Origin of the sequence: Pseudomonas sp. SH10-3B (assembly GCF_019891415.1) — a bacterium.
GTDB lineage: Bacteria > Pseudomonadota > Gammaproteobacteria > Pseudomonadales > Pseudomonadaceae > Aquipseudomonas.
Genome location: NZ_JAFLXD010000005.1, coordinates 81,278 through 94,589, shown reverse-complemented (window position 1 = coordinate 94,589; position 13,312 = coordinate 81,278). Strand labels below are relative to the sequence as shown.

At 60.7% G+C, this 13,312-nt stretch carries 13 protein-coding genes; 4 read left to right on the top strand and 9 right to left on the bottom strand.

Going from position 1 to position 13,312, the window contains the following annotated elements; all coding sequences use genetic code 11:
• Nucleotides 1-25 precede the first annotated feature (25 nt).
• The 7 genes from rsd to J1G35_RS05815 form a co-directional block, all read right to left on the bottom strand.
• Nucleotides 26-484: a sigma D regulator gene (gene rsd, locus J1G35_RS05845; RefSeq protein ID WP_223014033.1), complete on the bottom strand. Its 459-nt coding sequence runs from the start codon at nt 482-484 to the stop codon at nt 26-28.
• A 178-nt stretch (nt 485-662) separates the two neighbouring features.
• Entirely contained in the window at nt 663-1,214 is a 552-nt protein-coding gene (locus tag J1G35_RS05840) for a disulfide bond formation protein B (protein ID WP_053127738.1), read from the bottom strand.
• A gap of 237 nt (nt 1,215-1,451) precedes the next feature.
• Nucleotides 1,452-2,693, bottom strand: a complete 1,242-nt coding sequence (locus tag J1G35_RS05835; RefSeq protein ID WP_053127736.1) for a heme biosynthesis protein HemY — start codon at nt 2,691-2,693, stop codon at nt 1,452-1,454.
• A gap of 5 nt (nt 2,694-2,698) precedes the next feature.
• A complete protein-coding gene (locus J1G35_RS05830) occupies nt 2,699-3,811 on the bottom strand; it encodes a uroporphyrinogen-III C-methyltransferase (protein WP_223014032.1) in 1,113 nt (370 codons plus the stop codon).
• Between the two features lie 41 nt (nt 3,812-3,852).
• Nucleotides 3,853-4,602 (bottom strand): uroporphyrinogen-III synthase, encoded by a 750-nt coding sequence (locus J1G35_RS05825; RefSeq protein WP_223014031.1) that lies wholly within the window; start codon nt 4,600-4,602, stop codon nt 3,853-3,855.
• Nucleotides 4,599-5,540, bottom strand: a complete 942-nt coding sequence (hemC, locus tag J1G35_RS05820) for a hydroxymethylbilane synthase (RefSeq protein ID WP_223014030.1) — start codon at nt 5,538-5,540, stop codon at nt 4,599-4,601. The genes J1G35_RS05825 and hemC overlap by 4 nt, the downstream gene beginning before the upstream one ends.
• A 137-nt stretch (nt 5,541-5,677) precedes the next feature.
• Nucleotides 5,678-6,424, bottom strand: a complete 747-nt coding sequence (locus tag J1G35_RS05815; protein ID WP_053127728.1) for a LytTR family DNA-binding domain-containing protein — start codon at nt 6,422-6,424, stop codon at nt 5,678-5,680.
• 502 nt (nt 6,425-6,926) lie between these two features.
• On the opposite strand from J1G35_RS05815, the gene argH reads away from it, so the two are divergent.
• A complete protein-coding gene (gene argH, locus J1G35_RS05810) occupies nt 6,927-8,321 on the top strand; it encodes an argininosuccinate lyase (RefSeq protein ID WP_053127726.1) in 1,395 nt (464 codons plus the stop codon).
• A gap of 63 nt (nt 8,322-8,384) precedes the next feature.
• Here the strand turns inward: argH and J1G35_RS05805 are convergent, their stop codons facing one another.
• Nucleotides 8,385-9,044: a glutathione S-transferase gene (locus tag J1G35_RS05805; RefSeq protein WP_223014029.1), complete on the bottom strand. Its 660-nt coding sequence runs from the start codon at nt 9,042-9,044 to the stop codon at nt 8,385-8,387.
• A 125-nt stretch (nt 9,045-9,169) separates the two neighbouring features.
• On the opposite strand from J1G35_RS05805, the gene J1G35_RS05800 reads away from it, so the two are divergent.
• The 3 genes from J1G35_RS05800 (at nt 9,170) to J1G35_RS05790 (ending at nt 12,813) form a co-directional block, all read left to right on the top strand.
• The gene (locus J1G35_RS05800) at nt 9,170-9,454 is read left to right on the top strand and encodes a hypothetical protein (protein ID WP_053127722.1); all 285 of its coding nucleotides are present in this window, start codon (nt 9,170-9,172) and stop codon (nt 9,452-9,454) included.
• 95 nt (nt 9,455-9,549) lie between these two features.
• Nucleotides 9,550-9,804: a TIGR02647 family protein gene (locus J1G35_RS05795; protein WP_053127719.1), complete on the top strand. Its 255-nt coding sequence runs from the start codon at nt 9,550-9,552 to the stop codon at nt 9,802-9,804.
• Nucleotides 9,805-9,972: 168 nt separating this feature from the next.
• Nucleotides 9,973-12,813 carry a class I adenylate cyclase gene (locus tag J1G35_RS05790; RefSeq protein WP_223014027.1) on the top strand — a complete coding sequence of 947 codons (2,841 nt, stop codon included), beginning with the start codon at nt 9,973-9,975 and terminating at the stop codon, nt 12,811-12,813.
• On the opposite strand, the gene rnk is transcribed toward J1G35_RS05790, so the two are convergent.
• A complete protein-coding gene (gene rnk / locus J1G35_RS05785) occupies nt 12,810-13,220 on the bottom strand; it encodes a nucleoside diphosphate kinase regulator (protein WP_053127715.1) in 411 nt (136 codons plus the stop codon). The two genes, J1G35_RS05790 and rnk, sit on opposite strands and share 4 nt — an antisense overlap.
• Between the last annotated feature and the right edge of the window lie 92 nt (nt 13,221-13,312).

Below are 13,312 nucleotides of genomic sequence, written 5' to 3'. Positions count from 1 at the left end.
ACCGTTTTTATCTCGCCAGCAAAGGTCAGGCCTGAGTGGCGGCTTCTTCCTTATGGGCGTTGTGGAGCACTTCGATCAGGCAATCTTCCAGTTCGAAACGCTCATGGAGCAGGCCACCCAGCTCCTTGAATTTCTCAGCAACGCATTGGCCGGCATCACACAGATCGGTGAACGCGAGCAGTTTCTCAGTGATGACATCGATACGTGGATAGAGGGTCTCGGCCAGTTCCAGCCCCCGCTTATCATCGAAAGCTTCCGCTTCTTTGGTCAGTTGCTCATAGACACCAAAATGGCCAGCCGACACGTAGTCCACCAACACTTCGCAGAATTCCTGCAACGGCTTGCGATTCTCAGCCAGGGCCTCGGGCTTGGCGCCGAGAGCATCAAAGGCCCGAACCAGTTCGTGACGTGCCTTCAACCAGCTGTCGATCAGCTTGTGCACCCCACCCCAGCGTTCCTGAGCATTCTGACAACTTTCCAGCATGATGATCTCTCTTCCCTATAGGGGCGCTGCCGCCTGATGCCCGCGCAACACTTCAAGGATAAACAGCAGCGGGACAAGGCCGCGTCTGAACAAACGGTTTCAATAACGCGTGCGGGCCAGATTATGCCCCCATGACTATGCCTTCAAGGTACGCAGGAGAGAAAGTTCATACAAGTGTTTAATCCATTCCTACAAACTGCGACCTTCGTTCAGCGCCTCCCGGAGCACATGGCCGGCTCAAAAACAGCCGTGAAAACTGCATGGCACCGAGGATCAACATGCCCAGGAAGAACAACAGGCTCCATTCGGGAAGGCTTAAGTCAAACAGCGTCCAGCGTATGTCCACGCAGTCGACAGTGCCTTTCACCGTCAATTGCAGTGCCTGCCACAGCGACAGGTTTTCGAGCATGTGGCTCAGGCTGGGCCAACAATCGGTGGCCAGATCCGCTGCGGCATTTTGCAGCAGCACCTGGCGCACCGCTGTGATGGCCCCCAGCAACGCACAGACCATGCTCGCAACCCCATACAGGTAAAACGTGGAACGCCGAGGGTTGTGGAGAGCGGCGGCCAGGTTGATCAGTGTAAATGCAGCCAGGAAGGCCCGTTGCATCTGGCACAGGAAACACGGCCGTAACGATGCACCGAACTCAAGATAGAAGGATGCACCCAACGTCAGAGCACCCGCCATGAACGCAAGGAAAAACAAGGAGCGTGAAGGGGCCAAAGACATGCTTTATCCGCATCGCGAGAGATAGGTCGTTACGGTAGAGGAAAGGCCTGACCCCTTTCAATACGCACCGGAGCAGACGATTCCGTGAGAACGTAGGGACATCCCGTCAGAACATGGAGGACTTGAAACGCACGAGCGTAGGAGTTTGCGTCAAAGCGCCTCAGGGCCGTCATATGCGTAGCATTGAAGGGTTGGCTGTCAGACCGATCTGAGCCAACCCTCACCCTTGTTCCTACATCAAGCTCGGGCAGGAACTGGCAGCGGAGACGCCAGCAAGCGGTTATCCAAGAGTCCCAGGCCTTCCTGGAACAGCTGGTTGCTGCGCTCGGTGTCGCCCAACTGGGCCAACAGCCGCGCCAGTTCGGCACAGGCCTCGGGATTACGCTGCACCTGCAGGCTGCTTTCGAGGTAATCCCGCGCCTTGCCCCACAAGCTGTTTTGCAGGCACAGACGACCCAACGTCAGCAACAGGCTGGCATCACCTGGATGGTCCTTGAGCCAACCTTCGGCAAACTTCAATTGCTTGCCCGGATCGCTACCGCGCAGCAGGCCATAGAGACGAATCAGGTGGCTGTCGTAGCCGCGCTTGATAGCACCGCGCAACGCCTCCTCTGCCTTGGCATCGGCACCCAACTGGCGCAGTTGTTCGGCATAGGCCAAGACCAGTTGCGGCTCCTGGCGCTGGGCGGAAGTGAGTTGTTGCCAGGCCCGCTCAAGAGATTGCAGGCCGGCTTCGCCCTGCTCTTCGCGCTGGGCTGCCAGGCTCAAGTTTTCGCCCCAGGCGCGGCGCTCCAGCTCGGACAATTCGCTGGCGGGCAGCACCTTGTCCTTGCGCAACTCCGGCAGCAGACGGATCACTGACGACCAGTCACCTCGCTGCTGATGCAGGCGCTGCAATTGGCGCAGCACCTGGGCGTTATGGGGATGGCGCTCATGCATGGCCTGCAAGGTGGTAAGCGCGCCGTCAGTATCGCCACGGTCCAATTGCAACTGCGCATGGCTCAAGGCAACCGCCAGCTCGGCTTGGGGCTGACGCTCCAAGGCGCGCTCGAGCAGACCGTCCGACTCTTCATAACGACCCTGCTCATTCGCTGCCCGGGCCGCGCCCAGGTAGTACAGCAATGGCTGGCGCTCGGCCTCGGCGGCACGGTGCAAGTGACGTTCGGCACTGGCCCAGCGGCCTTCGGCGAGGTCCATCTGGCCCTGTTCGATGGCGATCTGCACGCGACGACTACGGTTACGCCGCGACCACGGGTTGACCACGCCGCCCGAGGTAGTGACCAGGCTCAGCAATACACGGATCAAGTAGATTGCCAGGCAGAAGACAAACACTGCCACCACGGTTGCCCACAGGCTTGATTCGTAATGCAGCACATGAGGGTAGGTAATCAGCACGTAGCCGGTGTGTTTCGAAATGCCCACGGCCAGTGCCAGGGCGATCGCAATCGCCAGCACCAGGATCACATAGAAACGCTTCATCGGCTCTACTCCTGCTTCGCTGGCGTGGACGCCGCCTTGGCTTCGTCGGCAGACAGGTGACGACGTTCAAGGTACGCCTGCACCGCAGCCAGGCTCGCCGCCAGGTCCGGTGTCACCACCGAGACAGCCTTGGGCTCAAGCTCGGCGATACGCGCCAGCATCGCCTTGCTCTGCGGGTTGTCCTGGTTGAAGTTATCCTGCAACACGCTGCGCGCTTCACCCAACGAACGGCTGTATACCGCCGACTCCCCATTGAGCGCCGCCCATTGAGCCTGCTCCAGGGCCAGGCTCAGGGCCAGGCGTACTTGGTTCAAGCCCTGCCCGGCAAGCAACGGCCGGATATTGTCATCAGGGTTGAAATCGATGCGGAAATAGCGGGAGATCTGTTCCCACCACTGGTTCCAGCGGCTATCCGTATCGGTGCTTGGGCGCCCCGCGGATGCGGGATCGGTGAGTTGATACTCGGGAGCAATCGCCGCCAACTGCACAACCTGGTCGCGCAAGGCTGCCAATTGCAGGTACAGCCCAGTCCGGTCCGGCTGCTCGGTACTGCGCAGCGCGGCCAGGCTCTTGGCCAATTGTTCACGGGCGGCGTAGGAACCTGGGTCGCTCTGCTCGCGAAGAATCTCATCGGCGCCCTGGACCAGGGCCTGGGCACTGTTGATATCCTGCAGGGCTGACAGCCGCAGGCTTGCGAGGCGGATCAAGTGCTCAGCCTCGGCCAGTCGCCAGTCCTGGCGGCTGGCACCCAGCACGGTTTCCAGACGCTGGCTCAAATGCTGCTGATCACCCTGCAACTGGGCTACCAGACGACGGCGCTCCTCCAGCTCATCCGCGCCCGGCAACTGCGCCAAGCGCGCCGCCAACTGCTGCTGACTCTGCTTGAGGGACTGGGATTGGTCATCGAGGGTCTGTACCTGGCCCAACTGCTGCTGACTGCTGGCTTGCAGGGCACGGACCTGCCAGATCCCCCACCCACCGGCGGCAACCCCGGCGGCACCAAGCAGCAGGGCGACAACTGCCAGGCCATTGCCACGGCGCGGCGCGGTGACCGGTGACTCAACCGGCGCATCAAGTGCGGGTTGGGTTTCATCTTTAGGCAAGGCTGTTTCGCTCACGTATTCGTCCTTTGCGTATCAGAGAGTGGCTACGGCGTGCCTCATAGGGCAGAGCTGCGTAACGCCACTAACAAAGCCGCAGCACTCGCGCCGCGACAATCCACAACTTTTTCTGCGCCAGCGGCTCGCGCCATCTCGGCGACTCGCGGGCTGGGCACGAACAACGGCAGCTGTGCCACCTGTGGCCAATCAGCTCCGGCCAAGGCTTGCAGGTGCAAAAAACCCTGCCCACTGCTGACCACCAGGCCGTTCAAGCGTTCCAACTGGATGCGTTGGCTCAGCACTCCGGGGTCATAAGCCGGAAGGAAACGGCGATACAACTCCAAGTAGTCGACACTAGCACCTTGCTCGCGCAAACGCTCAGCCAGCAGCTCGCGACCACCTTCGCCGCGCAGGATCAACACCCGCGCGCCGGGCCGTGCAATAGCCTCGCGCAACGCAGGCAATTGAAGCAAGGCCTCGCTGTCGTCGCCAGTCTGGGGGAAGTGAACCTGGAGACCGTGATCAGCCAGCACCTGCGCGGTGGCCGCGCCGACGCTGAACCACGGCAGTTGCAACCAGGTTTGATTCAATCGATGCAGGGCAAGCCGTGCGGCGGGCTTACTCACCACGATCACCGCGCAATAGCGGCCAAGATCGCCAAGGATGACCTGTTGTTCGGCAGTCACCGGTAACGGCTCGATGTCCAGCAAAGGCAAGCTGCTGCTGAAGATACCGGCGTCGGACAACGCCGCCGCCAGGGCCGCCGATTCCTCGGCAGGCCGTGTCAGCAGCACTCGCCAGTCGGTCACTGCGGGCCGGCCTCGCCGTAGACTTTCTGCAGGATGGCGCCGGCGCCCTTGTCCAGCAGCGCTTCCGCCACCTGGATACCCAGGGCCGTAGCGTCACGCTGCGGGCCACGGATTTCGGCAGTCAGCAGAGTGCCCCCTTCCGGGTCCCCGACAAGGCCGCGCAGCCATAGGTTTTCACCTTCGAGCACGGCGTAGCAGGCGATCGGTACCTGGCAGCCACCGTTGAGGTGCTTGTTGAGGGCCCGTTCGGCCGTGACACGCACTTCGGTGTCGTGGTGATCGAGGGGTTTGAGCAGCGCGTGGATTTCACTGTCAGCGGTGCGGCATTCAATGCCCACGGCGCCCTGCCCCCCGGCAGGCAAGCTGTCTTCAACGCTGATCGCGGAGGTGATGCGGTCTTCAAAGCCCAGGCGGATCAAGCCAGCGGCGGCAAGGATGATCGCGTCATACTCACCGGCATCCAGCTTGGCCAGGCGGGTGTTGACGTTACCGCGCAGGAAGCGAATCTGCAGGTCCGGACGACGGGTCAACAACTGTGCCTGGCGACGCAAACTGGAGGTGCCGACAATGCTGCCCAGGGGCAGGTCGTCCAAGGACGCATACGTGTTGGAAACGAAGGCGTCGCGCGGGTCTTCACGCTCGCAGATGCAAAACAGGCCCAGGCCTTCGGGGAAGTCCATGGGCACATCTTTCATCGAATGCACGGCGATATCGGCTTCGTTTTCCAGCAGCGCGGTTTCCAGTTCCTTGACGAACAAACCCTTGCCGCCGATTTTCGACAACGGCGAGTCGAGCAGCTTGTCGCCGCGACTGACCATGGGCACCAGGGTCACCTTGAGGCCGGGGTGGGCCTGTTCAAGGCGTGCTTTGACGTATTCGGCCTGCCACAAGGCCAGGGCGCTTTTACGGGTAGCGATGCGGATTTCGCGAGAGGACATGGATCAATCCGTACTGAATAGATACGGCAGATAATAACAGCTCAGGTAAATACGCTTTGATTTGAATCAGCAAGTGCGGGGCCTCCCTGGCCACGTCGCACCGGGATAATGAATGCAGGCTCGCGAAAAACCTCGGTCTAAAGCTGCTGCATCATCTTGCGCACGCCAGCGACGTGGCGCCGGCTGACGATCAACGCATCACCGTTGAGCCCTTTAAGAAATAACTGAAAGTGTCCAAGAGGCGTGCGCTGCAAGCGCTCGATTCGCTCGCGGGCCACCAGCGCGTTACGGTGGATACGCACGAAGCGGTCACCGAATTCATCCTCAAGGGCCTTGAGCGGCTCATCGAGCAACACTTCACCAGCCTCATGCCGCAGGGTCACGTATTTATGATCAGCAATGAAGTAGACCACCTGGTTCAAAGGAATCAGCTCGATCCCTTTGCGTGTGCGGGCGCTGATATGGCTGCGCGGCCCGTTACCACTTTGGGCGGCCGGCTGGGTCAAGGCTGCCAGCTGGGTGCGATTGGGGCGTTCAGCTTTCTTCAGGGCCCTGAGCAAGGCCTCGGCAGTCACTGGCTTGATCACGAAGCTGACACCACTGGCTTCGAGTGTCTGCGCGGCAAACTCTTCCTGCGCAGCAAATAACACCACGGCGGGTGGCGATTCACGCTCACTCAGGCGGGCGGCAACTTGCAGGCCATCAAGGCCCGGCATGCGGATATCGAGCAACACCACGTCCGGCTTGAGGCTGTCGATCAACGTCAACGCCTCCTCTCCGCTGGTGGCGCTCGGCTCAAGGACTGTATAACCCTCGAGTTCACTGACCAAACGGCTCAGTCGCTCGCGGGCTTGGGGTTCGTCATCAACGATCAGGACATTCATATTGCGCTGGATTCCTGCGTGAGTCTCGCACAAGGATAGCGTAGACAGGTGCGGTGACTTGCGTCACAGCGATCCACGCTAAGACTAGCGCGAGCGGCAAAAAGTGCCCCGGCAGCGGCACCCAAATTTACCCGGACCTGTTCAATAGCGCCCAAGACCTGCTGCCTTCGGGCATCGTCGTAGGGTTTGCTGATACACAATCCGAATATCCCCCTTTTAAATGGATAGTCAGGTTCTGACCGCGTTACCCGACTTTGGTGCATTCACACACTCTCAGTCCAACTGTAGACGCTCGCCGAGACGATATTGCTCAATCGTCAAATATCGTATCAATAAGCACCTGTCTCCAGTCTCTTCCCGGACGCGAGCGGGAGCAAGGCACTTAGCCATCCTTTGCACAAATAAAAATGCCGACGACCCGCAGCACCGCCTCCACGGGCAACCCTGTTATTATCGCCGGCACACTTTCATGCCTCTTAATAAGCAGACCACGAGCGAATCCATGAGCACCGACAAGACCAACCAGTCCTGGGGCGGCCGCTTCAGTGAACCCGTCGACGCCTTCGTCGCCCGCTTCACCGCCTCCGTCACCTTCGACCAGCGCCTGTACCGCCACGACATCATGGGCTCGATTGCCCACGCCACGATGCTGGCCAAAGTCGGCGTGCTGACCGACGCCGAGCGCGACAGCATCATCGAAGGCCTGACCACCATTCGCGGTGAAATCGAAGCCGGTACGTTCGACTGGCGTGTCGACCTGGAAGACGTGCACATGAATATCGAGGCCCGTCTCACCGACCGTATCGGTGTGACCGGCAAGAAGCTGCACACCGGTCGTAGCCGTAACGACCAGGTAGCTACCGATATCCGCCTGTGGCTGCGTGACGAAATCGACCTGATCCTGGCCGAAATCACCCGCTTGCAGAAAGGTTTGCTGGAGCAGGCCGAGCGCGAATCGGGCACCATCATGCCCGGCTTCACACACCTGCAAACCGCACAGCCGGTCACCTTCGGCCACCACCTGCTGGCCTGGTTCGAGATGCTCAGCCGCGACTACGAGCGCCTGGTGGATTGCCGCAAGCGCGCCAACCGCATGCCGCTCGGCAGCGCTGCCCTGGCCGGCACCACCTACCCGATCGACCGCGAGTACACCGCACAACTGCTGGGTTTCGACGCCGTCGGCGGCAACTCCCTGGACGGCGTGTCGGACCGCGACTTCGCCATCGAATTCTGCGCCGCCGCCAGCATCGCGATGATGCACCTGTCGCGCTTCTCCGAAGAGCTGGTGCTGTGGACCAGCGCGCAATTCCAGTTCATCGACCTGCCTGATCGCTTCTGCACCGGCAGCTCGATCATGCCGCAAAAGAAAAACCCCGACGTGCCAGAGTTGGTGCGCGGCAAGAGCGGTCGCGTATTCGGCGCGCTGATGGGCCTGCTGACCCTGATGAAAGGCCAGCCTCTGGCCTACAACAAGGACAACCAGGAAGACAAGGAACCGCTGTTCGACGCCGCCGACACCCTGCGTGACTCGCTGCGCGCGTTTGCCGACATGATCCCGGCGATCAAACCCAAGCACGCGATCATGCGGGAAGCGGCTTTGCGCGGTTTCTCCACGGCGACAGACCTGGCGGACTACCTGGTGCGCCGTGGCCTGCCGTTCCGCGATTGCCACGAGATCGTCGGGCATGCGGTGAAATACGGCGTCGACACCGGCAAGGACCTGGCAGAAATGAGCCTGGAAGAACTGCGTCAGTTCAGTGACCAGATCGAACAGGACGTGTTTGCCGTGCTGACGCTGGAAGGCTCGGTGAATGCCCGCAACCACGTCGGCGGTACCGCGCCGGCACAGGTGAAGGCTGCGGTCGTGCGCGGCCAGGCCCTGCTCGCCAGTCGCTGATCCGAGTTATCTCAGACAACTCGGTCAAAAATGTGGGAGGGGCTTGCCCCCTCTCACACTTGATCACTTTTTGGCCGCAATCATCGCCATGAACGCCGGCATCGCGGCCTCCCTGTCCGCCGCCACCTTCTGCGCATTAGGCATGGCATGCAGTCGCTCCAGCAACGCTTTGGCCGCCGGCAGTTCAGCCAACAGGTCCAGCCCAAACAGCTTCTCGCCCACCGCACAGGCGAGGTTCACGCTGTACATGAAATACAGATCCGCAATCGTGAAGCTCTCCCCCGCCACATACGGCGCGAACCGCCCGTGCCGCCCTAAAGACGCGATCCCAAGCGACAACTCGGCCCTGGTTTTCTCCTTGATCGCCTCCGGTACCGGCATGCCGAAAAAAGCCTCGGCAAAGCACGCACGGGCGGGCAATTCGATGTACAGCTCGATCTCCCTGCACAGCGCCAGCACCTGAGCCCGCTGGAAAGGATCGGCCGGCAGCAGCGAACGGCCTTCCTGGGTCTGTTCTATGTATTCGAGGATCACGCTGGTTTCATTGATAAATCCCTGCTTCACGCGCAGAACGGGGACCTTGCCGCGCGGACTGATCGCCAAGGCCTCGGGGGTTTGCCCGGCATAAAAAGGCACCTCCTCAAAGGGCAGACCCTTCTCCAACAATGCCAGTTTCACCATGTTGTAGTAGTTGCTGACCGAAAATCCGTAAAGCTTGAGCATCGCAAAGCCTCCAGGCCGTGTGCGGGGTTGGCTGCAAGAGTTATAGATCCCTGGGCCCGGCCTGACCAGCAGCATCACCTGCCTGAATGGGGGTAGACTGGCGCCCTTTCCTTGAGGAGCCTGCCATGAGCGAGCCGACCGATATCGACAACGACGAAGAAGAGTTCACCGAGAACACCTTGATCGAAGCGATCGAAAACCAGATCGAAAGTGACAACCCGCCTGCTGCAAAGGCCACTTTCAACAAGCTGACGCTGGTGGGCTATGAGCGTGACGAAATCCTGAATCTCATGGCTCACGTGCTCGCTTTCGAAATCGACGCGATGCTGGACGAAGACCGCGCATTCAATACCGAGTGGTATGAAACCGCGTTGCGGGCACTGCCTGAGCTGCCGCCCGAAAAGGAATAATCCCGGCACACCGCAACACGCTGGACAGTTCGGCAAAGTGCGTTCACCTTATGGCCTGCTAGCCTCTAATAAATTTTAGAAAGTCTGGAGTCCTTATGTCGTATACCCCTGAGTTGGTTGCCGAACTGGAAATCCTTGTACTCTTCCCCTTGGACAGCACCAAGGAAGGTCTGAAAGTCCATCAGACCGCCGCTCCCACTGCCATCGCCGCTGCCAAGCGCCTCCATGCGAAAGGACTTATCGACCAAGCGGACGGGGGCTACCTGACCAGCCTTGGCCGGGACGCTGCAGAGCAGGCACAAACCCTGCTGACCATCTTGACCACCGCCAACACCAAAGAAGCAGCCTGAAACCGTACAACGCCCATGGAGTCCGCCTCTTGCGGACTCCGAGGGCATTGCTGCGCAACGGCTCAATTTTTGACGTCAACAATCATTTCCCTCTAAACCTCCTACGCGACTGGCTGTAAACTCCTACACGGCCGCCCACGTCGGGCCCTGCGAGCCACCGAGTTCGACATGACCCGCACCCATGAAATCCGCCCTGACCTGGACGAAGGCATCGACCGCAAGGTGCTGGCCCAATTGCGTGCGCGCTTCATGGCCCTCAATGAAGGTCGCATGGCTCGTGCCATCGAAGGGCTGACGCCGCGCCAGCAAAGCGTGCTGACCTTGCTGCCACTGTTTTTTCACGTTAATCATCCGCTGTTGCCAGGCTACGTATCGGGCAGCACGCCGGCCGGGCTATCGAACTTCGAGCCCGACGCCCAGGCCCTGACCGAAGCCCAGCGCTTGACCCGCTCGTTCTCTTACAAGCCGCGTCCAGTCAATCAACCCAAACCGATCCACGGCCTGTTCCTGATGGGCAGCCTCGGCACCCTGGCCCAGGCCGACCAGAGCGACATGGATGTGTGGGTATGCCACGCCCCCGACCTGGGTGACAACGAGCTCGTCGAACTGCGCAAAAAATGCCAACTGCTGGAAGCCTGGGCCCTGACCATGGGCGCCGAGGCGCACTTCTTCCTGATCGAGCCGACGCGCTTCGTGCTCGGTGAGCGCGACACGCAACTGAGCTCCGACGACTGCGGCACCACCCAGCATTACCTGCTGCTGGACGAGTTCTACCGCACCGCCATCTGGCTGGCCGGGCGCACGCCGATCTGGTGGCTGGTGCCGGTGTATGAAGAGACCCGCTATGCAGAATTCACCCACGCGCTGATTTCCAAGCGGTTTATCCGTGCCGATGAAACCCTCGATTTGGGTCACCTGGCGCACATCCCCCCGGGCGAATTTATCGGTGCCGGGCTGTGGCAACTGTTCAAAGGCATCGAGTCGCCCTACAAGTCGGTACTCAAGCTGCTGCTGACCGAGGTTTATGCCAGCGAGCACCCGAACGTGCATTGCCTGAGCCTGCGCTTCAAGCGTGCGGTGTTCGCCAACCAGATGGACTTGGATGAGCTGGACCCGTACATCGTGGTGTACCGCCGCATCGAGGAATACCTCCAGGCACGCAACGAGCCGGAGCGCCTGGAACTGGTGCGCCGTGCGCTGTACCTGAAGGTCAACCGCAAGCTCAGTGCCGGCCAGCGCAGCAGCAGTTGGCAACGCTTATTGCTGGAGCGCCTGGCCCACGAGTGGGGCTGGGACCAACGCCAACTGGCGCTGCTGGACAGCCGCAGCCAGTGGAAAGTCCGCCAGGTGGCCTCCGAGCGCCGCGCCCTGGTCAGCGAGCTGAACTACAGCTATCGCTTCCTGACCCAGTTCGCCCGGACCGAACAGACCGTCAGCCTGATCAACAAGCGCGACCTCAATGTGCTGGGACGGCGCCTGTATGCCGCCTTTGAACGCAAGGCCGGCAAAGTCGAATTCATCAACCCCGGGATCGCCCCCGACCTGGCCGAAGACACCCTGACACTGGTGCAATCGCCTAACCGCAAGGAGCCCGGCCAGCACCACTGGGGCCTGTACAACGGCAACCTCACGGCCCTGGAATGGGAGCATTTCGCGCCGATCAAGCGCAGCCGCGACCTGCTGGAAATGCTCACCTGGTGCCATCGCAACGGCGTGATCGACAGCAGCACGCGCCTGGCTCTGCACCCTGGCACCAGCGACATGACCGAATTCGAGCTGTTCAACCTGCTGGGCAGCCTGCAACAGACTGTCGCGCTGCCCTTGGCCAGCGTCGATGAGACGCGCCTGTTGCGCTCGGCGGTACCCGAGGAGGTGTTGCTGCTGATCAACGTCGGCGTCGACCCGCTCAAGCATCACCGCGACCTGAACATCCTGATGACCACCGAGCGCACCGACTCCCTGAGCTATGCAGGGGTCCGCGACAATCTGGTACTGACCCTGGACCAGGTCACGCTCAACAGCTGGAACGAGGTGATGGTCAGCCGCTACGACGGCCCGCACGCCCTGCTCGATTGCCTGCGCGACTACCTCAATCAACTGCCCTCGGATCACTTGCCGCGCCTGCGGGTGCGCTGCTTTTGCCATAACCGTGCGCAGTTCATTGCCCAACGCGTAGAAGAAATCTTCGACACCGCGCAGAACCTGCTACTGAGTCAAGGCAATCACCGCTACCTGCTCCAGGTGCAGCAGCACTACCACGTGATGGAGTTGATGCCGGGCCAGGCCACCCACGTATCACTGGCAACCCAGGATGCGCTGATCGCCTACCTCAGCGAAGAACTGGCCAGCTACAGCCCGCTGCACCTGGACGCGATGGCCCTGGAAGACCACGACCTGGCGCTGCTTTTGCCCATGGGTATGGCCGATTGCGTGCAAGTGTTCTACCGGGTCAATGAAGGCTTCGCCGAGCTGTATGTGCTGGATGAGTTCAACGCGCTCTGGCAGCAGAGCTTGCCGTTTCACGATGAGCAGAGCCTGTTGGCACCGCTGCAGCGCTTCCTGCAATCGATCATTTATCGCCGGGATGCGTTATCGCCGCTGGATCCGCAGGAACCGTTGGGCGCAGTGCAGACCTTGTATTACCAGCTATTGCCGACAGGCAACGGCCGCGCGCGCGGTATCGAACCTCGGCCGGCCCCGCAGAACCCCGCGAACAAACCGTTTTACGACGTGCAGGCGATTATCGGCAAGGCAGCGCCAGGCCAGGTGGGCATTACCCTGTACTGCAATCAGCGGGAGTTTTCCGAACTGGAGTTTGGCGACCAACTGTTTGCGGTGGTCGCCCAGGAAATCGTCGGGCAACGCCGGGAAACCGAGCGCTACCGCTGCTACATCACCGACCTCGACCTGTCGGGGCTGCTCGGTGATGTGCAAAGCCCGAGCAACCTGTACCTGCGCTACAAAGCCGAGCTGGAACAGTCACTCAATGCAGCGTTGAATCAGGTTTAGAGTGGGAAGGCACCGCCGTCCTTGGGCTGACCGTCAACACTGAGCAGCTCAAGCTTGAGGGTCTTGCCACCCGGTGCCGGCCAATCGATGTGCTGCCCTACCTGCAAGCCAAGCAAGGCACTGCCCACCGGGGCCAGGACCGAGATCTTGCCTTCATCGGCATTAGCATCCTTCGGATAGACCAGGGTCAGGTGGTAGTCCTTACCGCTGCCTTGCTCACGGCAATGCACGCTGGAATTCATGGTCACGACCGTTGCAGGCACTTCATCGTGGCCAACCACTTCTTCGGCGCGGTCGAGTTCGGCTTGCAATGCAATAACGCCCGGCTGCGTCTCGTCCATACGGTCGATCAATTGCTCAAGACGCTGCACATCAAGACGGGTGAGGATGATGGAAGGTGCGGTCATGATTCAGGCAGACTCCTTTTTTCTGCACAAAAAAGCAAAACCCCGCCAGGAAAAGGCGGGGTTCTCACGGGCCTCGATGAGTTGAGGCGTAT

What these genes read in the sequence shown, in the direction of transcription:
- rsd (WP_223014033.1), bottom strand. Translation starts at nt 484, where the DNA reads ATGCTGGAAAGTTGTCAGAATGCTCAGGAACGCTGGGGTGGGGTGCAC.
- J1G35_RS05840 (WP_053127738.1), bottom strand. Translation starts at nt 1,214, where the DNA reads ATGTCTTTGGCCCCTTCACGCTCCTTGTTTTTCCTTGCGTTCATGGCG.
- J1G35_RS05835 (WP_053127736.1), bottom strand. Translation starts at nt 2,693, where the DNA reads ATGAAGCGTTTCTATGTGATCCTGGTGCTGGCGATTGCGATCGCCCTG.
- hemC (WP_223014030.1), bottom strand. Translation starts at nt 5,540, where the DNA reads ATGTCCTCTCGCGAAATCCGCATCGCTACCCGTAAAAGCGCCCTGGCC.
- J1G35_RS05815 (WP_053127728.1), bottom strand. Translation starts at nt 6,424, where the DNA reads ATGAATGTCCTGATCGTTGATGACGAACCCCAAGCCCGCGAGCGACTG.
- argH (WP_053127726.1), top strand. Translation starts at nt 6,927, where the DNA reads ATGAGCACCGACAAGACCAACCAGTCCTGGGGCGGCCGCTTCAGTGAA.
- J1G35_RS05805 (WP_223014029.1), bottom strand. Translation starts at nt 9,044, where the DNA reads ATGCTCAAGCTTTACGGATTTTCGGTCAGCAACTACTACAACATGGTG.
- J1G35_RS05800 (WP_053127722.1), top strand. Translation starts at nt 9,170, where the DNA reads ATGAGCGAGCCGACCGATATCGACAACGACGAAGAAGAGTTCACCGAG.
- J1G35_RS05795 (WP_053127719.1), top strand. Translation starts at nt 9,550, where the DNA reads ATGTCGTATACCCCTGAGTTGGTTGCCGAACTGGAAATCCTTGTACTC.
- J1G35_RS05790 (WP_223014027.1), top strand. Translation starts at nt 9,973, where the DNA reads ATGACCCGCACCCATGAAATCCGCCCTGACCTGGACGAAGGCATCGAC.
- rnk (WP_053127715.1), bottom strand. Translation starts at nt 13,220, where the DNA reads ATGACCGCACCTTCCATCATCCTCACCCGTCTTGATGTGCAGCGTCTT.